General features: G+C 53.0%; 16 protein-coding genes. 8 read left to right on the top strand and 8 right to left on the bottom strand.

The features are described from left to right. Positions 1 to 156 precede the first annotated feature (156 nt). The gene (locus Q8W24_RS14605; protein ID WP_305415567.1) at positions 157 to 1302 is read right to left on the bottom strand and encodes a hypothetical protein; all 1146 of its coding nucleotides are present in this window, start codon (positions 1300 to 1302) and stop codon (positions 157 to 159) included. A gap of 109 nt (positions 1303 to 1411) precedes the next feature. Beyond that, positions 1412 to 2008, bottom strand: a complete 597-nt coding sequence (locus tag Q8W24_RS14600) for a YrbL family protein (RefSeq protein ID WP_303434437.1) — start codon at positions 2006 to 2008, stop codon at positions 1412 to 1414. A gap of 577 nt (positions 2009 to 2585) precedes the next feature. Here Q8W24_RS14600 and Q8W24_RS14595 point away from each other — a divergent pair. Next, on the top strand, positions 2586 to 4646 hold the full coding sequence (locus Q8W24_RS14595; RefSeq protein WP_305475782.1) for a sulfatase-like hydrolase/transferase: 2061 nt from the start codon (positions 2586 to 2588) through the stop codon (positions 4644 to 4646). 69 nt (positions 4647 to 4715) lie between these two features. Here the strand turns inward: Q8W24_RS14595 and metF are convergent, their stop codons facing one another. The 4 genes from metF to Q8W24_RS14575 form a co-directional block, all read right to left on the bottom strand. Beyond that, complete coding sequence (metF, locus tag Q8W24_RS14590; RefSeq protein ID WP_305415569.1) at positions 4716 to 5540, bottom strand: methylenetetrahydrofolate reductase [NAD(P)H]; 825 nt, start codon at positions 5538 to 5540, stop codon at positions 4716 to 4718. Positions 5541 to 5658: 118 nt separating this feature from the next. Beyond that, on the bottom strand, positions 5659 to 7038 hold the full coding sequence (ahcY, locus tag Q8W24_RS14585) for an adenosylhomocysteinase (RefSeq protein ID WP_305415570.1): 1380 nt from the start codon (positions 7036 to 7038) through the stop codon (positions 5659 to 5661). A 122-nt stretch (positions 7039 to 7160) separates the two neighbouring features. Then, positions 7161 to 8321: a methionine adenosyltransferase gene (gene metK / locus Q8W24_RS14580; RefSeq protein WP_305415571.1), complete on the bottom strand. Its 1161-nt coding sequence runs from the start codon at positions 8319 to 8321 to the stop codon at positions 7161 to 7163. Between the two features lie 72 nt (positions 8322 to 8393). Beyond that, on the bottom strand, positions 8394 to 9407 hold the full coding sequence (locus Q8W24_RS14575; protein WP_305475781.1) for a metalloregulator ArsR/SmtB family transcription factor: 1014 nt from the start codon (positions 9405 to 9407) through the stop codon (positions 8394 to 8396). Positions 9408 to 9677: 270 nt separating this feature from the next. Here Q8W24_RS14575 and edd point away from each other — a divergent pair, with 270 nt between their 5' ends. From edd to Q8W24_RS14555, 4 genes are all read left to right on the top strand, one after another. Then, positions 9678 to 11570 carry a phosphogluconate dehydratase gene (gene edd / locus Q8W24_RS14570; RefSeq protein WP_305475779.1) on the top strand — a complete coding sequence of 631 codons (1893 nt, stop codon included), beginning with the start codon at positions 9678 to 9680 and terminating at the stop codon, positions 11568 to 11570. After that, positions 11567 to 12622: a glucokinase gene (glk, locus tag Q8W24_RS14565; protein WP_305452605.1), complete on the top strand. Its 1056-nt coding sequence runs from the start codon at positions 11567 to 11569 to the stop codon at positions 12620 to 12622. The genes edd and glk overlap by 4 nt, the downstream gene beginning before the upstream one ends. A gap of 293 nt (positions 12623 to 12915) precedes the next feature. After that, complete coding sequence (locus tag Q8W24_RS14560) at positions 12916 to 14679, top strand: Ig-like domain-containing protein (protein WP_305475777.1); 1764 nt, start codon at positions 12916 to 12918, stop codon at positions 14677 to 14679. Next, on the top strand, positions 14676 to 16112 hold the full coding sequence (locus Q8W24_RS14555; protein ID WP_305475776.1) for a di-heme oxidoredictase family protein: 1437 nt from the start codon (positions 14676 to 14678) through the stop codon (positions 16110 to 16112). Before Q8W24_RS14560 ends, Q8W24_RS14555 begins: the two co-directional genes overlap by 4 nt. Positions 16113 to 16188: 76 nt before the next feature. Here the strand turns inward: Q8W24_RS14555 and Q8W24_RS14550 are convergent, their stop codons facing one another. After that, positions 16189 to 16740 carry a flavodoxin gene (locus tag Q8W24_RS14550; protein ID WP_305475775.1) on the bottom strand — a complete coding sequence of 184 codons (552 nt, stop codon included), beginning with the start codon at positions 16738 to 16740 and terminating at the stop codon, positions 16189 to 16191. Between the two features lie 192 nt (positions 16741 to 16932). On the opposite strand from Q8W24_RS14550, the gene Q8W24_RS14545 reads away from it, so the two are divergent. The 3 genes from Q8W24_RS14545 to Q8W24_RS14535 are packed head-to-tail and all read left to right on the top strand — an operon-like array spanning position 16933 to position 19202. Beyond that, positions 16933 to 17304, top strand: a complete 372-nt coding sequence (locus Q8W24_RS14545) for a hypothetical protein (protein ID WP_303434447.1) — start codon at positions 16933 to 16935, stop codon at positions 17302 to 17304. Between the two features lie 34 nt (positions 17305 to 17338). Next, entirely contained in the window at positions 17339 to 18715 is a 1377-nt protein-coding gene (locus tag Q8W24_RS14540; protein WP_305475773.1) for a lyase family protein, read from the top strand. 37 nt (positions 18716 to 18752) lie between these two features. Next, positions 18753 to 19202, top strand: a complete 450-nt coding sequence (locus Q8W24_RS14535) for a hypothetical protein (protein WP_305475771.1) — start codon at positions 18753 to 18755, stop codon at positions 19200 to 19202. A gap of 182 nt (positions 19203 to 19384) precedes the next feature. Here Q8W24_RS14535 and pobA read toward each other — a convergent pair whose 3' ends face one another. Next, complete coding sequence (pobA, locus tag Q8W24_RS14530) at positions 19385 to 20596, bottom strand: 4-hydroxybenzoate 3-monooxygenase (protein ID WP_303434470.1); 1212 nt, start codon at positions 20594 to 20596, stop codon at positions 19385 to 19387. Positions 20597 to 20716 lie beyond the last annotated feature (120 nt).

Below are 20716 nucleotides of genomic sequence, written 5' to 3'. Positions count from 1 at the left end.
GTGGGATGGCAGTTTACCTGCTGGTCTGGTTTCTACCAAACCGGGAGTTTGCCTGTTTGTGCTGTTGTTAATCATCTGGTTTCTGAACTCGATGGTATGGGGACGTGAGAGCCAGTTATTGCCGATATCGAATGATGCTACATAAGTAAAAACCACTTATTGAGAAAGTTCGACAATACGTTGATTCATGGCGGCAATATGATCAGGTTCGGCCTGTTTCCAGGAGCCTTTGACCAAATACTCGTTGTAAAGATAGCCCAGGTAGCGCCTACCCTCTGTTGAGGGTTGCCAGAGGTCCGGGTTCGACAGAATATGATTCAGCTCTGCTTGGCTTGTTGCTGACTGGCAAAGTTCAGGTAAGTTGTAGAAAGCCTGACCTGCAACGGCAACCGGTTTCTCAAGCAACATGGCTTCAAGACCAACACTGCTGTTGATCGTGATGACCAGCTCCGCTTGTTCAATCAGCTTCTGGGTGTTGTGACTGTTGGCGAAGTGGATACGTGAATGCCGAGTATGCAAGTCAGCATAATGCTTGGGACAGGAGGGATGTTCCTTGATCACAATCTGAACGTCATCAGGCAAATGCTCAACTCCCAGCTCCAAAGCGCGATAAAAGTCGCGCATATTGGCAAGCCAGGGAGAAAAGCACAAAATTTGCCGGTCGGCATCCACTTGAAAGGGTACAAAAATATAACGTTTGGGCAGAGGAGTATCTGCGCTGGGTGCATCTTGTGATGGCTTATGCCGATTGCTGTGACGAGGCACCAGGCTTGCTGGTAGCGGGCGGTCAGTGCTTGTTACCAAAGGCAGAGCGTCCAGCTGCCGGGGCAAGCTGTTGATAAAGTTGACCCCTTTCGGATCAATGGTGGTGGTTGCGGGCAAGGGACCATTTTCCATGAGCAGGGTTTTTATCCCCTGGGCTCTGGCGGCCAGAATAAATAGCCGTTGGTGCCACATCAGCCCTCCCCAGGTAACCACGACATCCGGTTGCCGCCGCCGCAGTCCATTATAATAGGCCCGGTAAAGAAAACGGCTGAATAGGCCCAGCCATAACTGGTTGATCCACCGGGTATGTGCTGGCAAATGGTAGTCGTTGGTGTCCTGACATTTTTCTTTAAGTTTCAGGAGAACGACGTCATCCAATTCCGAGTGGTTGCGAAATAGCGGCCAAGGATTACGTAACCACCAGTGCCTATGGCGTACAAGAGTCGCCTGATATTGCTGACTCTGGTTTGCCTGCTTACTCAGTTTGCGAAAGTAGTTTTGATGATGATGGCGAACAGAGAAAAAAAGCACATTCATACAGGACTCAAGGCGACTTTGGGCATCTAAACCCAGTGGCGAGCTATGCTACTTGAGGCTTCTGAGGATTGCAATTTGGCGGTTGTTCTAGGTATTTGTAGGATTAAATTCATGTAGCACTAATCAAAGATAATGCATCGGTAAACTGCTGCTTTTCTCTTAGCTGCTCTACCTTCCTTGTCAGACTACGCCAGGATTTATCGACAGCATGGCTGATCAGGCTTGGAATACGTATGGTCAGTGGGTTGTGGTTGGGGCTACTGACGCCATCAATCAGAATAAAGTCAACTTGCTCACCTCGGCGACGGCAAGCAATATTGTTCGGGCTGACATCACGGGTACAGATACCATTGTCTTGGAGGTAATGCCGCAACAGCTCCAGTTTCCGATCGATTTCATCAGGAGTCATAAGATCTTGCTGAATAACCTGGGTCAGCGTCAGGGATACCTGGCCTTGATCGTCATGAATCATGGGAAACAGCGCACCAGTGCCGAGGGACGTTTCGACATCACCCATATAGGTGGCAATGTAGCGCAGATCGGCCCCTTTCTTTAACAAGTACAGAAAGTAGCTTTTTTCTCGGCGGGTCTGCTTTTCGTTATGAAGCGGCAACTTGATGCAAAAGTCCGGATCATACGGGTGGCGATAGCAAATGCGATCGCGACCAACACCAATAATGTACGCAGGAGAGAGCTGTATTTTCATGGTTGCTATAAATTGTCATATTTGTAGGGTATGGACATTATCAACATAGCGAGTGTTGGAAAATCCATTTTGAATGAATAGATTGTTGCTTGAATGGACTTAATTTTCATATTTATTCACTAACAGTCTCAAATTTGATCCTTTCTGTGTCAGGCTTTCACTTCTTGACACATGGCTGTCACTTTCAGTCTCTCCATGGGTAAGCTTCAGAGGGGGGTGAGAGTTATCGTCGTAGATCAAGTAACTTGTTTCCCAAGGGGGTAACACCATACTGAGATTGACATGGCTGCCGACTGAGTTGTCGAAGTATTGCGTGAGATGATCTTCCATTCTTGCTGCCCAACTTTTACCGTCATTTCTCAAGGCTGAGGAGCTTCTACAATGTGTTCTGCTGAAGACTGCCGTGCCGTGCCGTGAATGCAGGGCAGGTAGTAAATATATAAAATCAGTATTTTTTGGTGTTCGTTTTTGGTCTTGATTGCATTTTTTATTATGAATCAGGTATCGTTATAATCAAGCGGGGGCTTTGAATTTGGCTTTCTATACTAAATACCTAAGGAATAGAGAGGATAAATTGTTGTTGGTTAACAGATTGAGAGAAAATTTTGTAGTATATGATGAAATTACCAAGCTTAAAAAGCAGTATGCTTTTTTTATGGCTTTTCTGAATTATATATTTGTTGCCTATATCGGATGGGCGGATGTTTTTTCATTGAATCTCAATGATTATGGACGCATGGGTAATGTCAGTTCTGCTTTATCATCAGGCATTGTTCTTCAAGTGTTGTTGTTTCTTGGAGTGCATTTCTGTATATTTTTCCTGATATATTATCTGATATCTCGAATATCCTGGTCTTTCATGGTTAAAGGTAGAGAATACTGGTTTTTTATAGTGATTCCTGCAATGTTTTGGTTGGTTGATTATTCTATTATAGGATATGCCATTAGAGAATATCCTTTTTTGTCGGTAAGTATGATGTCTGGTGGGATGGAATTAAATGGTTTTTATGAGAAGATATCATTTTACACTTCTTTATTTTTAATGATGATTTTTCTTGTTGGAAGTTTTATTCTTGTTAAAATACATCAAGAATATCGGGTATTTTTTATTGTTTTTTTCGGGTCCTTGTATCTTTCAACACCTTTCTGGAGTAATGAATCGGCAGCTAATAATGCTGATATTTTAAATCCTCCTGAGAAAACCAATGTTATTTTTATTGGTATGGATTCTATATCAAAAAATCAGATTGAACATTATCGTTCAGATATGCCACATGTTTCTGAGTTTCTGGATGATAGTGTTGATTTTACCAGTGCGTATACTCCAATGGGAAGAACTTTTCCAGCGTGGAATGCAATATTGACAGGGAAGTATCCAGCAACGACTGGCATGAGATTTAATCTCGGTATTTTTGGAGATGATAAGTTCAATAAACATGTATATCCAGATTTGTTGTCAGTAATATTGAAAAAAGAAGGATACACTACTGTCTATGCACAGGATGAACGACGGTTTAATAATATTAATGAAGAATATGGTTTCGATAAGGTAGTTGGGCCTCTGGAAGGTGCTGTTGATTTTATCATACCCAGGTTTTCTGATAATCCATTTGCTACTTATTTTATGGACTCGGTGGCAGGTCGATATCTTTTCCCTAATATTTATAATAATCGAGTATCTCCGATAACCTATGTTCCAAAAAAGTTTTCAGAATCCGTTGTCAAAGAAGTCTTTAAGGTAAGATCAGGAAGTGATTCCCCACTGTTTTTGGCTGTTCATTTTTGTTTGGCACATTATCCTTATGCATGGAACAAATTGCCATTTGAGCTTTATGGCAAAGGAGAGGTTGAAATGCATCGCGCGGCTGCATATGAGCTGGACAAGCAATTCGATATCCTTATGTCAGGGTTGAAAAGGGCTGGAGTACTGGAGAATGCTATTGTCGTCTTGCTTTCAGACCATGGAGAGGGTATTGGTAGCCCCCAAACTTATGTCGACGGTGTAGACCCGGATCATCCTTCCCGGAATTTTTCCCGGATTCTTCGAGGCCATGGGAATACACTTTTGGTTGATGATCAAATTCATATCGTATTGAATGCAAAAAAATTCGGAGATGATTTAAGCACTCCAATGACAGTCAATGCTCCAGTATCATTGATTGATTTAAAACCAACTGTATTGGATTTTCTTGATATGTTTGATGCTGAATCATCAGATGGTATTTCTCTGAAAGGGATGATGTACGGAGAAATTAATGATGAGCCACGGATGATTAAAATGGAAACTGGAGTTTCGGTTGTGCCACCAAAACCAGGTGCCAGTGAAGAGGATTTGAAGAGATCTGTCGAGGATAATATTAAATATTATCGTATGGGTGAATCCGGTCGCCTTGAGATGAAAGATGAGTTTGCATATGACCGGGTAGTAATTAAACAATTTGGTGCGATCTCGGAAGAGTTTATGGCTTTGGCCGACTGTTCACTTCCATCTCCTAATGTGATTTATATAGATCGCAGCAACGATCAATATATTTCATCGTCAGATGTTCCCGATGATGTAAGAGTAAATATGATGGTAGAGCTAGAAGATTATATTAATAGACAGGATGACTGCTTGTTGAATGACGGCTCGAAATAGGAACATATTACTACAAAATAAATGCATGGAGAAAAGACAGGCTGTTTATTGAGCCTGTCCTTAAGGTATCTAAGAGAGATTCTCCCACACCTTCAAGCTCGGTTCGGCCTGGTTCAGTGTATAGAAATGCAGGCCGGGTGCACCACCAGCTAACAGGCGTTCGCACATCTGGGTGACGACCTCGGTACCAAATTGCCGAATGCTGTCGCTGTCATCGCCGTAGGCTTCCAGTTGTTTACGGATCCAGCGGGGCAGTTCAGCGCCACAACTGTCGGAAAAACGTGCCAGTTTGGTGTAGTTGGTGATCGGCATAATGCCCGGAATAATTGGAATATCGACACCCATGGCGCGTACCCGGTCAACAAACCAGAAGTAGCTGTCGGCATTGAAGAAGTATTGGGTGATGGCGTTATCGGCTCCAGCCTCGACCTTGCGGACGAAGTTTTTCAGGTCGTCTTCAAATGAGCGGGACTGGGGGTGTTTTTCCGGGTAAGCGGCCACATCCAGAGTGAACCAGTTGCCGGTTTCCTTGCGGATAAATTCGACCAGTTCATTGGCGTAGCGTAATTCGCTGCTGGCCAGTCCGGCACCGGATGGCAGGTCGCCTCGCAGGGTGACGATGCGGCGAATGCCCATATCCTTGTAGATCTGTAACAGGTCGCGGAGTGATGCGACGGAATCCCCAACGCAAGATAAATGCGGAGTGGCGGCGGCGCCGGTTTGCTGGATAGCTTCAACGATTGCCAGGGTGCGGTCACGGGTTGAACCACCGGCACCGTAGGTAACGGAGAAAAATTCCGGGTTGGCCTGGGCCAGTTGTTCTTGAACGGCCAGCAGTTTACGGGTGCCTTCCGCAGTTTTGGTCGGGAAGAATTCGAAACTCAGGGTGGTCATGTTATTCGCCTGACGTCAGACGCTCCATAATGTGAGTGGTTATCTCAGACGGCGGGTTGTGGCAGAGAGCGGGGCCGATCACGATTAGGATCAGGCCTCCGCTGTCCAGCGTCTGGTCTTAGTACTTGTAAGACTCTGGCTTGTAAGGGCCATCGGCTTTGACATTGATATAGGATGCCTGGGTGTCGGTCAGTCGGGTAATCACCCCACCAAAACCTTCAACCATGTCTTTGGCGACTTCTTCGTCGAGTTTTTTCGGCAGCACTTTCACGTAGACGCTTTCGGCTTTTTCAGCTTCCATCAGGTCGGCGAACTTGCGTTCAAACAGATAGATCTGAGCCAGTACCTGGTTGGCGAAGGAGCCATCCATGATGCGGGATGGGTGTCCGGTTGCGTTGCCGAGGTTCACCAGACGGCCTTCTGATAACAGAATCAAGTGGTCATCACTGGCTTTGTCGCGGTAGACCTTGTGTACCTGGGGTTTGATTTCGTCCCATTCCCAGTTGTCGCGCATATAGGCGGTGTCGATCTCGTTGTCGAAGTGACCAATGTTGCAAACGACGGCGCTGCGCTTCAGTTTTTGCAGCATGTTTTTGTCACACACGTTGACGTTACCAGTGGTGGTAACGATCAGGTCGGTTTTGCCCAGCAGGTCGCCGTCAACACAGTCCAGTTCACCGGTGTTGTTGCCGTCAATGTATGGCGAGACGACTTCAAAGCCGTCCATGCAGGCTTGCATGGCACAGATCGGGTCAACTTCAGACACCTTGACGATCATGCCTTCCTGACGCAGGGATGCCGCAGAGCCTTTGCCCACATCGCCGTAACCAATCACCAGCGCTTTTTTGCCGCTGAGCAAGTGGTCGGTGCCGCGTTTGATGGCATCGTTGAGGGAATGACGACAGCCGTATTTGTTATCGTTCTTGGATTTGGTGACCGAATCGTTGACGTTGATGGCCGGGACTTTCAGTTCGCCCTTGTCCAGCATCTCCAGCAAACGGTGAACACCGGTGGTGGTTTCTTCCGAGATGCCATGAATTGCGTCCAGCAGTTGCGGGAAGTCGCTGTGTACCATTGCGGTCAGGTCGCCGCCATCGTCCAGAATCATATTGGCATCCCATGGCTGGCCGCTGTCTTTGCCAGCCAGAATGGTTTGCTTGATGCACCAGAGGAATTCTTCTTCAGTTTCCCCTTTCCAGGCGAATACCGGGATGTCGGCGGCAGCAATAGCGGCAGCGGCGTGATCCTGGGTTGAGAAAATATTGCAGGAAGACCAGCGTACTTCGGCACCCAGATCGATCAGGGTTTCGATCAGCACGGCGGTCTGAATGGTCATGTGAATACAGCCCATGATCTTCGCACCGGCCAATGGCTGGGCTTCTTTGTATTTGCGACGTAACGCCATCAGCGCAGGCATTTCGCCTTCGGCGATCTGGATTTCTTTGCGGCCCCAGTCAGCCAGGGTGATATCGGCAACTTGGTAATCAGTAAAGCTCATGAGTGGTCCTCTGGTGGTGGACGACAAAGATCAGCGTCGATGCATCGATGCGGCTGACCTTTGTTGAATGATCAGATTGTGTTCCGCAGGCAGCGCAGAAGCGTCTGCCACGGAAAGAAAAATTACAGACCGGCGGCGGCTTTCAGCGTGGCGGCCTTGTCGGTTTTTTCCCAGGTGAAGTTGGGTTCTTCGCGACCGAAGTGACCATAAGCCGCGGTGGCGCGGTAGATCGGGCGGCGCAGGTCGAGCATGTCGATAATGCCTTGTGGGCGCAGGTCAAAGTGTTCGCGCACCAGTTCTGCGATGCGTTCTTCAGCGATGGTGTTGGTGCCGAAGGTATTGATGGCGATGGACGTCGGTTCGGCGACACCAATAGCGTAAGACACCTGGATCTCACACTTGTCGGCCAGTCCGGCTGCGACGATGTTTTTGGCAACGTAGCGACCGGCATAAGCAGCTGAGCGGTCAACCTTGGACGGGTCTTTGCCGGAGAAGGCACCGCCGCCGTGACGGGCAGCACCGCCGTAGGTATCGACGATAATCTTGCGGCCGGTCAGACCGCAGTCACCGACCGGGCCACCAATAACAAAGTTACCGGTCGGGTTGATGTGGTACAGGGTGTCGGTGTGTAGCCACTCGGCAGGCAGTACCGGTTTGAGAATCTCGTCCATTACCGCTTCACGCAGTACATCCAGGCTGATGCCTTCGTCGTGTTGGGTGGACAACACCACGGCATCGACGGCGACAGGCAGGCCGTTTTCGTAACGTAGGGTGACCTGTGATTTGGCATCCGGACGCAGCCAGCTCAGAGTGCCGTTTTTGCGCAGTTCGGCCTGTTTTTCCACCAGACGGTGGGCGTAATAAATGGCAGCAGGCATCAGTACCGGAGTTTCTTTGGTGGCATAACCAAACATCAATCCCTGATCGCCAGCCCCGAGGTCTTTGTTGTCACCTTCGTCAACGCCCATGGCGATGTCGGCGGACTGTTTGCCAATGGCGTTGATGACAGCACAGGAAGCACCATCAAAACCGACATCGGAGCTGTTGTAGCCGATGTCGAGAATGACGCCACGGATCAGGTCTTCGAGATCAACGTAAGTGCTGGTGCGGACTTCACCGGCGACAATCGCCATGCCGGTCTTGACCATGGTTTCAACGGCAACGCGGGCATAGGGATCATCTTTCAGGATGGCGTCCAGGACGGCATCGGAAATCTGGTCGGCCATTTTGTCCGGATGGCCTTCAGAGACCGACTCGGAGGTGAAAATTGAATATTCGCTCATGCTCTGAATCCTCAAAAATAACGGCAGGGCAGGCATCTGCTGTTATCGGGTTATTGGGTGTCACCTGGGGTATCAGGCGCGATAAAACAGCCGGAACTGGATCTGGAACCCGTTCCGCAAGCCGAGGTATTGACTCTGGCCTTCGTTCAAGCCGGACTCAACCGCCCAGGCGGTCAGGTCATCCGGTTCAAAGCCGAGCCAGAGATCCCCGCAGGATTCCCGTGCCCAGGCTTGTTGGTGCCGACAGAGGTCGGTTACCAAAAAACAGCCATCGTCGGTCAACAAGCGGGCGACGTCGGCAAAAATGGTTTTGGGTGCCGGTACGTGATGCAGCACCATATTGGCGACCACCAGGTCGAACTGATGACGGTGGCTCTCGGTAATGGCACTGCTGTCTCCCAGCTGGCAGGAGACATTGTCTAGCGGCTGCTGGTCGATGCGCTGTTGTGCTTTTTGCAGCATCGGTGCCGAAATATCCAGTGCCAATACCTGGTCAAAACGACGCGCCAGCGCGGGTAAAAATGCCCCTTCACCGGGGCCGATTTCCAGTGCTCGTCGGGTCGGTGTATCCATGGTCGTGATCAGTCGCTCCAGCGGTTCTCCGTACTGGTCGTAGGAGGCGATCAAATCTTGCTGCTGCTTGAACGCGGCGGCATTACGGGCAAAAAATTCGGCGCAGGCTGCTGCCCGGTTGGCCAGCACCTGCTGCAAGCGCTGTTCGACCACGTTGTCTTGTGGATCGTTCAGTGCATCCAGCGTTGCCAGCGTCGTCGCCAGCCACTGGGTCCAGCGGTCGTGACTGGCCAGTAACGGGCGGCGATAAAAAATACTGTTGCCTTCCCGTTGATTGCTGACCAGGCGGGCCTGGGCCAGGATCTTCAGGTGATGGCTCATGCTGGACTGTTTGATATCCAGCAGCTCGCACAATTCCAGTACGCCAAAAGAACCACGCCCCAGCAGCTGCACAATGGCCAGTCGCAGCGGGTCGCCCAGGGCTTTGCAAGCATGGGCGATCTGTTCTGCATTGAGTCCGTTTCTGGCCGGAGCGGCAACAGGTGATACGTCGGTCTGTGTCATGGCAGGCATAGTAGCAGCTTGAAAAACTATATCAATATTTTTCAATATAGAAATCAAGGCCATGGCCTGTCTGTGATGGCAGGAATGGGCGCTTTGTGACTATGGTATTGATCCGGCACGATGACAGTCGCCCGAGAGCGGCTACCATGGCTGTTTGAGGCTCCGCCAACGTGCTTTAATCAAAGGATCGACCAAATCACTGAGCAGAGATTTCCCGGCTGCAAGACCAGCCGCAAACAACAAATACAATTTACTAACGAACCGTTTTCCGGAGGCATGATGCATCCCGTCGTTGAGCAGGTCACCAAGCGCATTATCAAACGTAGTCAACCCACTCGTCGTGCTTACCTGGCGCAAATGAAAGCGGCCGAAGAGCAAGGCGTTCATCGCGGTACCCTGTCGTGTGGCAATCTGGCCCATGGCTTTGCCGCCTGTAATACAGACGACAAGGCCGTACTGAAAATGGTCAACCAGGTCAATGTGGCCATGGTGTCGGCCTACAATGACATGCTGTCGGCGCACCAGCCGTTTGAGCGCTATCCGGATCAGATCCGTGACGCCATTCGGGAACTTGGCTCTGTGGCCCAGTTTGCAGGTGGGGTGCCGGCCATGTGTGACGGCGTGACCCAGGGGCAGCCGGGGATGGAGCTGTCGTTGTTCAGCCGGGATCTGATCGCCATGGCAACAGCGGTATCGCTGTCGCACAATATGTTTGATGCCGCGTTGTATCTGGGGGTATGCGACAAGATTGTTCCGGGCCTGCTAATGGGGGCGTTGCGGTTCGGGCATTTGCCCACCGTGTTTGTCCCTGCCGGGCCAATGCCTTCCGGCTTGCCGAACAAGGAAAAAGCCCGTATTCGCCAGGAATACGCCCAGGGCAAGATCGGTCGTGATGCCTTGCTGCAATGTGAATCCGATTCCTATCACAGCGCCGGTACCTGTACTTTTTACGGCACTGCCAACTCCAACCAGATGATGGTTGAGATCATGGGGCTGCACTTGCCCGGTTCTTCCTTTGTGAATCCGGGCACCGAATTGCGTGAGCAGCTGACCCGTTATGCGGCGCAGCAAGCGGTACGCCTGACGGCTCCCAATGGTCGCTACACACCGCTGTATGAAATCGTCGATGAGAAATCGCTGGTGAACGGCATTGTGGCCTTGCTGGCCACCGGCGGTTCCACCAATCACACCATGCATATCATTGCCATTGCGGCAGCAGCTGGGGTAATTATTGACTGGCAGGACTTTTCCGATTTGTCCGATGTGGTGCCTCTGATTGCCCGGGTTTACCCCAATGGCGAAGCTGATATCAATCATTTTCATGCCGCAGGGGGTGTCGGTTATATCGTGCGGGAGTTACTCGGAGCCGGTTATTTGCACGACGATGTGATGACCATTATGGGCCATGGTTTGTCCCGTTATACCCAGGAGCCGTTTTTACAGGATGGCGAACTGGTCTGGCGCGAAGGCACAACCAGCTCGCTGGATGATCAGGTCTTGCGTCCGGCCGCGACGCCGTTCTCGGCCAATGGTGGCCTGAAGCTGATGCGTGGCAACCTTGGCCGTGGCGTGATCAAGGTCTCGGCGGTAGCAGAAGCACATCGAGTGGTCGAAGCTCCCGCCATTGTTTTTAACGACCAGGACGATCTGGCCGAGGCTTTCAAGCGCGGAGAACTGGAGAAAGATTTTATTGCGGTGGTGCGTTATCAGGGCCCCAACGCCATCGGCATGCCCGAGCTGCATAAACTGACGCCGTTTTTGGGCACGCTGCAAGACAAGGGCTTCAAGGTGGCGCTGGTGACCGACGGTCGTATGTCCGGAGCCTCCGGCAAAGTCCCGGCGGCGATCCATGTCTGGCCAGAAGCCCAACTGGGCGGGCCGTTGGCGTATGTGCAGGACGGCGACCGGATTCGTCTCGATGCCACGACCGGTGAGTTGTTATTGCTGGCAGAGGATGACCTCTGGTTGCAGCGCCCGGCCAGCGAACCGGCGGTGGTCAAGCAGCATGGGCTGGGTATGGGGCGTGAATTGTTTGGCCCGATGCGCAGCCAGGTGAACGAAGCCGAGCGGGGTGCCACGGTATTCTGCTTTAGTTCCGACACCGACCAGGTGCCAGAGCATCTGCAAGGTAACGGTTCGGAGGCTGGTCGTAATTCCGAGGTCGAGGCATGAAGCCGTTCGCCGATCATCCGGTGCCAGCGGCGGGTTTCGACGAGCCTGTGCTGGCCGGTGAGCATGTCTTGGTCGGGGATATCGGCGGCACCAACGCCCGTTTTGCCTTGGTGAAGCCCGGTAGCGTCACTCTCAGCCATATCCTGACGCTGGAAACCGCCGACTTTCCCGGCATCGAAGCCGCTATCCAGTGCTACAGCAGGCAGATGGGCGTCAGCGGTATTCATCGGGCCTGTCTGGCGTTGGCCTGTCCGGTGACTGACGACGATATTGTTATGACCAACAATCACTGGGTATTCCATCGTCAGCAACTGATGAATCACCTCGGCCTGCAGCAACTCAAACTGGTCAACGATTTTACCGCGATGGCGTTGGGTATGCTGCAGGTGCCGGGGCAGGATCTGGTCGATGTGCATATTGGCCATACGGCAGTCTGTCATTCACAGGCTGAGGGACATTGGTATGAACAGGGCACGCGGCTGGTGATTGGCCCGGGTACCGGCCTCGGAGTCTCAGGGCTGGTGCCAGTACAAGGCGGCTGGGTACCGCTGTCTGGCGAAGGTGGTCACGTCAGCTTTGCACCGACCAGCGCGGCAGAATACGCCATTCTGCAAGGCATGCAGCAACGCTACGGCCGGGTATCGGTCGAGCGCCTGTTGTCTGGGCAGGGGTTGCTGGACATGTATCAGATACTGGCGCAAATCCACGGGCTTGACGCTGAGTGTGCTACTCCAGCCAGCATCAGTCAGCAGGCACAACAAGACGAACACTCGTTAGGGCGTCGCACCCTGACGCATTTTTTTGAAATATTGGGAGCGGTTGTGGGTGATCAGGCACTGACGCTGGGTGCCCGTGGCGGTGTGTATTTGTGTGGCGGCATCTTGCCTCGTGTCAAAGAGCTGTTTTTGGCCAGCCAGTTTCATGCTGCGATGATTAACAAGGGCCGCTTTCAACACTATCTTGAAGACGTTCCGGTCTGGCTGTGTGTGGCCGATAACCCCGGATTGTTAGGAGCCGCCGCCGCGCTGGATAACAGCGAAGTACATGGCTGACGCTTGACGCTTGATAGTGGGCAGCCGCACAACGTCCAGAACCGGACAGCGGCTGGTCCTGCGCAATTTGATCTCGCTTTTTTATTTCTCTTTTTTTATCCCTCGCTTTTATTTACCCATCTGACTGCCTGAGCATCCTGCTCAGGTCAGGCGTAGCTGTCCTGTCTGTTCAACTCTCCAGATAAAACCACAACACAATCTAAATAATAATGATTTGTATTTAATTGAAAGGAAAGGTACGATTTGTTTTCTATACGTACTGATAAATAACTCAATAACAATGGAGAGGCGTAATGAATCGTCTGTATTACTCGGTATTCCTGGCATCGTTGGCCTTGGCGGGATGTGGATCAGATTCTGACTCCTCAAAGGATACTGAGCTGCCGGAAGTGTTTAATATCACCCCGGCCGATCAGTCCATGGTGGCGACTGCAGCGGTGACGCTGGAAGGTAATGTCAGCGATAACGAGTCGGTCAGTGCTGTCACCGTGCTGCTGAATGGCGATCATGTGGTTGCGACACTGGATAACGACAGCTTCAGCGTCGATCTAACGCTGACCGACGGTGACAACGAGCTGGAAATCACCGTTACCGATGCCGCCGGTAATACCACCAGCGACACCCGCACGCTGATTCTCGATACACAAGCGCCAGAATTGTCCTTTGTGTTTCCATCCAATGGCCATGCGACCCAGGCGCTGACGACGACGGTGCGTATCAATGCCACGGATAACCAGGCTGTGTCTGACGTCAGTGTCACCCTGGGTGATCAAACCGTCACGGCAGCAGCGGATGCCGACGATGGCCAATATCAGGCACGCCTGCTGCTGACACCTGGCAGCAACCACTATGAAGTCACCGCGACCGACACCGCCGGTAATCAGGTAGTGGAAACCCATACGGCGTATTTTGGTAAACCGGTGGCTGGTGGTAATGCGCACTCTGGCGCTATTCGTGCCGATGGCACCTACAGCTGGGGCCGCAACAACTACGGCCAGGCCGGGCTGGGTTTTGTGTCCAACCCGAGCTCTGACCTGAATGTGGATGAGCATCCGTATGCTCCGGTAATGATCACCACCGAGCCGACCTTTCTGTCCCTCGCCTTTGGGCAGAACACCTCAGCAGCGCTGGCCGATGACGGGACCATCTGGATGTGGGGTAATGGTGGCAGTGGCCAGCTGGGGCAGGGGGAGGCCGATGCGGATACCCTCAATGAAGACGATGCATCAACGCCGTTACAGGTGGCCGGTATCACCGATGCGGTCGCAGTGACCCGGGGTTATAACCAGACGCTGGTCTTGCATCAGGATGGCACTGTCTCGGCGTTTGGCACCAACCGGTACGGCCAGTTGGGTGACGGCACCACGGAAGATCGGGATGTCCCGGTGAAAGCGAATGTCAGCAATATCATCCAGATTGCATCCGGGGCTTCCTTCTCCCTGGCGGTGGATAGCGATGGGCGGGTCTGGAGCTGGGGCCAGAACAACTATGGCCAGCTCGGACTGGGCACTGAAGATACCGATGAGCACCCAACGCCCACGCAAATCAGCATCGATGAACCCATCGAAGCCGTTGTGGCCGGTAAAGGTCATGTCTTGGCAGTAGCCCAGAGCGGCGCCGTATATGGCTGGGGTCTGAACTACAGCAGCCAGATAGGCCTGTACGACAATGACAATGTTGATCCGGACTGGCCCCAAGAAATCACCAGCCCGAAAAAACTGCCCTGGTTTGAGGATGCCGTTGCGGTATGGGCGGGAGGCAACCAGAGCTTTGCCGAACGTGAAGACGGCCAGGTCTATCCATGGGGACAAAACATGCTCGGCACCTTGGGGCTGGAGCAGGATGGCGACGTCAGTGAGCCATCATCATCAGTTTTTGGTTTCGATAACGTAGTGGATCTGGGTAATGGTGCCTTGCACACCATTGGTCAGCGTCAGGATGGCAGCGTGTTCTCCTGGGGCTGGAGCTTCCAGGGCTCTTTGGGCGGCGGAGAAGGCACCATTGATCTTTGGACCTATCGTGTACCTACTCTGGTGATGTCATCGGTCGAGCCATGAAAAACATCTTTTTCAAACATCAGCCCGACAAAGAGGCCGCCCATTGGGCGGCCACTTTGTTGTTGTCGACGTTGACGCTGGTCAGCCTGAGTGGCTGTGGAGCGGATGGAACATCGGCGGATTCTGGCACAACCACGGAAGCGCCCGTCGATACAACCCCAGACCCAAGCACAGACCCGGACACCGAAGAGCCGCGAGAATGGCAAGCGGTGGGAGGCGCGGTAACGGTGACCTTCCAGGATGACCTGGCATTTCTGCAGTTTATTCCGGGGCTGGATCTTGCGACCGCGCCGACGGTGTCCCAGGGGCGGGAACTGTTTGTCGCTGATTGGACCGCGGCACCGGGCAGCCGGACTCTGCTGGATGGCCTCGGGCCGCTGTTTATTGCCTCTGCCTGCGACGACTGTCATCTGGTGTCTGGTCGTGCTGCCAGCCTGAATGACGATGGCACCACGTCACATGGGATTCTGTTCCGCCTGGGGACACTGGATGGCCAGCCCGATACTTATTTGGGTGGCCAGCTGCAAACATCGGCCACGGTTGGTGCTCCGGAAGGTCGCGTGACCTGGCAGGATATTGGACTGGGGCAGCCACAATTTCAGCTATCGGAAGCCGAGCACACGTTAGATGATGGCGTACAGCTGGGACCGCGCTTGTCCCCCCAACTGACCGGTGTGGGTTTGCTGGAGCTGGTGCCGGAAGCACAAATCCTGCAGTGGCATGATCCGGATGATCAGGATCAGGATGGTATTTCCGGCCGTGCCCATTCGCTGGAGCGGGAAGGGGTTGCCTGTCTCGGCCGTTTTGGCTGGAAAGCGGTGCAATGCACCTTGAGAGGCCAGAGCGCGGGGGCGTTGCATCAGGATATGGGGCTGACAACGCCGCTGAATCCGGCGGAACCCTGCACCGATCAGCAATCGATCTGTAGCGAACAGCCCAGTGGGGGCGACCCCGAAGTCAGCCTGGATAGTCTCAACGCCATTAATGATTTTCTGACACTGCTGGCGGTGTATGACCGCCGTATCGACGACCAGACACAGTTTGACCGTGGTGCCGATCTGTTTGAGCAGGTCGGCTGTGACGATTGTCATCGGCCGACACTGACCACCGGGGATACGTCAGCGTTCGAGCAGCTGAACCAGCAAACCATTTATGCCTATACCGACCTGCTGCTGCACGATATGGGGGAAGCACTCAGTGATGGCATGAAGGAAGGTGACGCCAGTGACCGCGAATGGAAAACTCCACCGCTGTGGGGACTGGGGCTGATCGAAGGGAATGGCGACTCGCGTTTTTTGCATGATGGCCGTGCCGAGACGCTGGTGGAAGCCATTAACTGGCACGGAGGTGAAGCCGAGGCTGCCCGGCAAGCCTGGGAAGCATTGCAAGAAACCGGGCAACAGGATCTGCTGGTATTTTTGCGGGGGATCTGACCAGCGACCATCCCGGCGGATGTCATCGTGACGATGGCATCCGGAGTACCGGGGCGGTGAACGGACTTGGCCGGCTTTAGCCTGCTTCCGCCACATCGGCGAGCTGGCGGTATTCGCTCATCACCTGGCTGATCCAGCGGCTGACCCGGTCGTCAGTGAGATCAAATTGCTGGTCTTCATCAATGGCCAGGCCACAGAACTGCTTGCCGTCTGCCAGCGTCGCCAGCGAGGCGTCAAATTCATAGCCTGTGGTTGGCCAGTAACCGGCAAACCGGGCGCCGGACAGTTGCAGATGGTTATGCAGCCAGCCCATGGCATCAACAAAATAATCACCATAACCAAACTGATCCCCGAGACCGTAAAGCGCCACCACCGGTCGGCTCAGATCCAGTTGCGGCAAGATCTCTTCCATATCATCCCAGTCGGCCTGAATGCCGCCAAAGTCCCAGGTCGGAATACCCAGTATCAGCAGATCATAGTTACTGAAGGTTTCCGGGTCGGCCTCAGTAATGTTGTAAACCTCGGCGGTGATATTGTACTGCTGAAGCTGGTCGGCCATGCGGTGTGCGATGTCCTCGGTGTTGCCGGTGTCGGTGCCAAAAATGATGCCGGTGCGGATGTTGGTCATGACGTGTTGCTCTCAGAGAATGAAATTAATGCCCGGATAAGCGATATCGGGTTGACGTTTTAATGAATGCTAATCATTATCATTAATAAATCAACCCTGAACATCAATTCTTTGTTTCTGTGGTGGCCGGCAATGGCTGAGTGCAGAACTGACGACAACTTATCGGTCCAAACCGGATGCAGGAGCATGTAAATGGCCAGTCAACAAGCAATGGATAACTACCTGGAACTGATCTCGATGCGTCATGCCGTGCGATATGGCACAGAGCCAGACAGCCCGGGAAATATTCAGCGCTGGCTGGATCTGGAAGAAATTGTTTTTCCACGTAGCTGCAACTGCATCAAACGGCGTGTTTACCGCCGCGAATATGATTTGTTGCTGGAAGCCATTGCCGATGAACTGGTGCCGGAAAACTGGCGGCAGCTGTGTATGGACTACAGCCATCATCCACTGAATGGCCTGTCGTCGATTGCCTCCAAGCCCCATCAGCGGCGTTCAGTTAATCGCTTGCAATGGCAGTTACGCACCATTGCCGGCTACAGCCTGGAATATTCTGCAGGATGACGATTTTGTTGAGTTACAAGCCAAGGAGAACAGCATGAATTATCGTACCGTTACAGACAGCATGGGTGAGTTACAAGTACCGGAGGCGGCACTGTGGGGCGCACAAACCCAGCGCGCCATCAATAACTTCCCCATCAGCGGCCGCAGTCTGCCTCAGCCTTTTATCACCTCCTTGCTGTTGGCCAAGTCAGCGGCAGCCCGGGCCAACAGTCAGTTGGGGCTGCTGGAGAGCGACATTGCTGCCGCGATTGTAGGTGCTGTGGATCAACTGTTGGCCGATGAGGCTCTGATGACTCACTTTCCGGTGGACGTCTTCCAGACCGGCTCCGGCACCAGCACCAATATGAACGCCAACGAAGTGATTGCGACGCTGGCGAGCCGCTCGTTGGGCCAGACCGTGAGTGCCAATGATCACGTTAATTGTGGCCAGAGCAGTAACGATACTATTCCAAGCAGTATTCATATCAGTGCCGCAATCACGCTCAGTGATGTATTGATTCCGGCGCTGGATCACCTGTACCGGGAAATACGCAGCAAGGCCGCCAGTGTGGACGGCTACGTCAAAACCGGCCGTACCCATCTGATGGACGCCATGCCGGTACGTCTGAGCCAGAGCCTGGGGGCCTGGGCGGAGCAGATTCGCAGCTGCCGCAAGAACCTGGACCATCAATTGACCCAGCTGCTGCGTCTGGCGCAGGGAGGAACCGCGGTAGGTACCGGAGTGAATGCGCATCCGGAATTTGCCGAGTTGTTTAACCATGAACTGAGCAAGTTAACCGGTTTACCGTTCCAGCCTGGCCCGGACCTGTTTATGTTGATCAGCTCGCAGGACGTGGCAGTACAAACCTCTGCGTCGATCAAAACCCTGGCTGTCGCCCTGATGAAAATCGCCAATGACTTGCGTTGGATGAACTCTGGCCCATTGGCAGGGTTGGGAGAAATTGAACTGGAAGCACTGCAGCCTGGTTCATCGATTATGCCGGGCAAGGTCAATCCGGTGATCCCCGAAGCCACGGCCATGGTGGCGGCCCAGATTATTGGCAACGATACTGCCATTACCATCGGTGGCCAATCTGGCAATTTTGAGTTGAATGTCATGCTGCCATTGATTGCGTTTAATCTGCTGGGCAGTATTGAGCTGGCCGCCAATGCATCACACTTGCTGGCCGACAAGGCCATTGCCACCTTTACTGTGAACGAAGCCAATCTGCAGCAGGCGCTGGCGCGTAATCCGATTCTGGTGACTGCGCTGAATCCGATAGTGGGTTATATGAAAGCGGCAGAGATTGCCAAGCAGGCGTATAAAGAAAAACGGCCGGTACTGGACGTGGCGGACGAGCAAACCAATTTGGGGCGGGCTGAGCTGGAGCGATTACTGGATCCGGCGAAGCTGACCCAGGGCGGCATCTGACGACAAACAGCGGGTGCCACACTGACGGGGCAAAACGATGAACCGGGCATCCCGTAAACGTAATGTGACTGGGCAGGATATGCCGGACGGCTGGGTTTTCTGGATTGAATCCGGACAACGAACGCTGCTGGCTGGCAATCCGCAGCAAGCCTGTGACGATTTCCATAAGGCGTTGAGTCTGGGTTATGCGGAACTGGATGCCGCCGCCCCGTTGTCAGAGCCGGCCTTGCTAGCGGTCGTGGCCCCCTTGCTGAATCTGGTGGACGCTTATCTGGAAGCAGGACGAGCCGAAATGGCGCTGGTCAAACTGAGCCGCTGCACGGAGCTGGTGGCCAGGCAGTGGTCGCAAGCCACTACCGTGGATCAGCGTTTACAGGTGCAGTCTGCCAGGGATCTGTTGCTACTGGAATGGCCGCAACTGGAGCGGCGAATGTGCCGCCTGCGGCCGCATTTTGCCGCGTTCTTTAGCGCTCAGGTGTGGCATTGAGAGGGAGCTGTTGAGAAGGGAACTCAGGTGGTCATAGGGTTGCCGTCACAACCCATGGATTCCGGACCATGGGCCATAAATAAAAAGCATGGCCCTGTCCGGCAAGACGGTGGGGTTCGGTGTGGGGTTATGTAGTGAGGTATTGTCCCTGAACCTGATTCAGGGACACCGGCTTACTTACTTCAGGACTTCAGGTCTTCGTAAGGCAAACCCACGTACTGCTCCGCAATGACCTTGCGACCATTGTCTGAACCCAGATAATAATTCAGCTCCGATTCCATAAAGCGTTTGTACATCAAGGGTTCCATATTGTTGCCCCCGGACAGGTCGTCACCAAAATCGTGCATCATGCTGGTCATCCACCAGCTGAAGCGTTCACCGTTCCAGACCCGGCGCAAGGCAATATCGGAGTACTGTGTGATACAGCTCTTGTCGCCTTCCTTGTAAACCCGAACCATGATCTTGCACAGCGTGGCCACATCGGAGGCGGCCAGGTTTAGCCCTTTGGCACCGGTAGGTGGCACGATATGGGCGGCGTCTCCGACCAGAAACAGATTGCCGTATTGCATCGGTTCACACACAAACGAGCGTAATGGCGCGATGCTTTTTTCAATGCTCGGGCCGGTTTCCATATTGGCGGCGATATCTGCGGGCAGGCGTTTTTTTATCTCAGTCCAGAAGCGTTCGTCGCTCCAGTCATCGATATTGTCGGTTAACGGTACTTGCAGGTAATAGCGTGAACGGGTGGCGGAGCGCTGACTGGCCAGGGCAAAACCGCGATCACTCATGGCATAGATCAGTTCGTGGTTACAGGGGGGGACATCGGCCATAAAACCGAGCCAGCCAAACGGGTAAACACGTTCGTGCTCGGTACGGACTTCGGCTGGAATCGTCTGGCGGGATACGCCGTGAAAACCGTCGCAACCGGCAATGTAATCACAGTCGAGGCGGTATTCTTCACCCTTATGTACAAATGTGACATAGGGGGCATCGCTTTTTACATCGTGAGGTGTGGCGTCGCTGGCGTTGTAGTAGGTCGGTAAGTCCAGGGCCTGACGTGCTTCAATCAAGTCCCGGGTAATTTCGACCTGGCCGTAACACATCACCGTGTCGCCTCCGGTCAGCCCTTTCAGGTCAATGCGGGTGCGCTCGCCGTTCATCGACAGTTCAAAACCTTCGTGGATATGACCTTCGGCATCCATACGTTCCGCGACCCCGGCTTCCCGTACCAGGTCAACAAACCCTTGTTCCAGAATACCCGCCCGAATGCGGCCAAGGATGTAGTCGCCATCAACGCGGTCAATAATCACGTTATCAATGCCGTGTTTGTGTAACAGCTGGCCCAGCAGCAAACCGGATGGGCCGGAGCCAATGATGGCTACCTGAGTCGTTATAGTTTTCATGTTTGCCTCAACTGAATAGTGTCTGGTATCGGCTGCATGATGGACAAGACTGATCAGATCCTGAATGGAGGATAGTGATTATCACTGGTACTTTTTTGACATCATTTGGGG

Origin of the sequence: Oceanobacter sp. 4_MG-2023, assembly GCF_030689165.1 — a bacterium.
In the GTDB taxonomy this organism is placed as follows: domain Bacteria; phylum Pseudomonadota; class Gammaproteobacteria; order Pseudomonadales; family Oceanobacteraceae; genus Oceanobacter.
The sequence above is the reverse complement of the archived record's forward strand: the minus strand, read 5'-3'. Positions and strand labels throughout refer to the sequence as shown.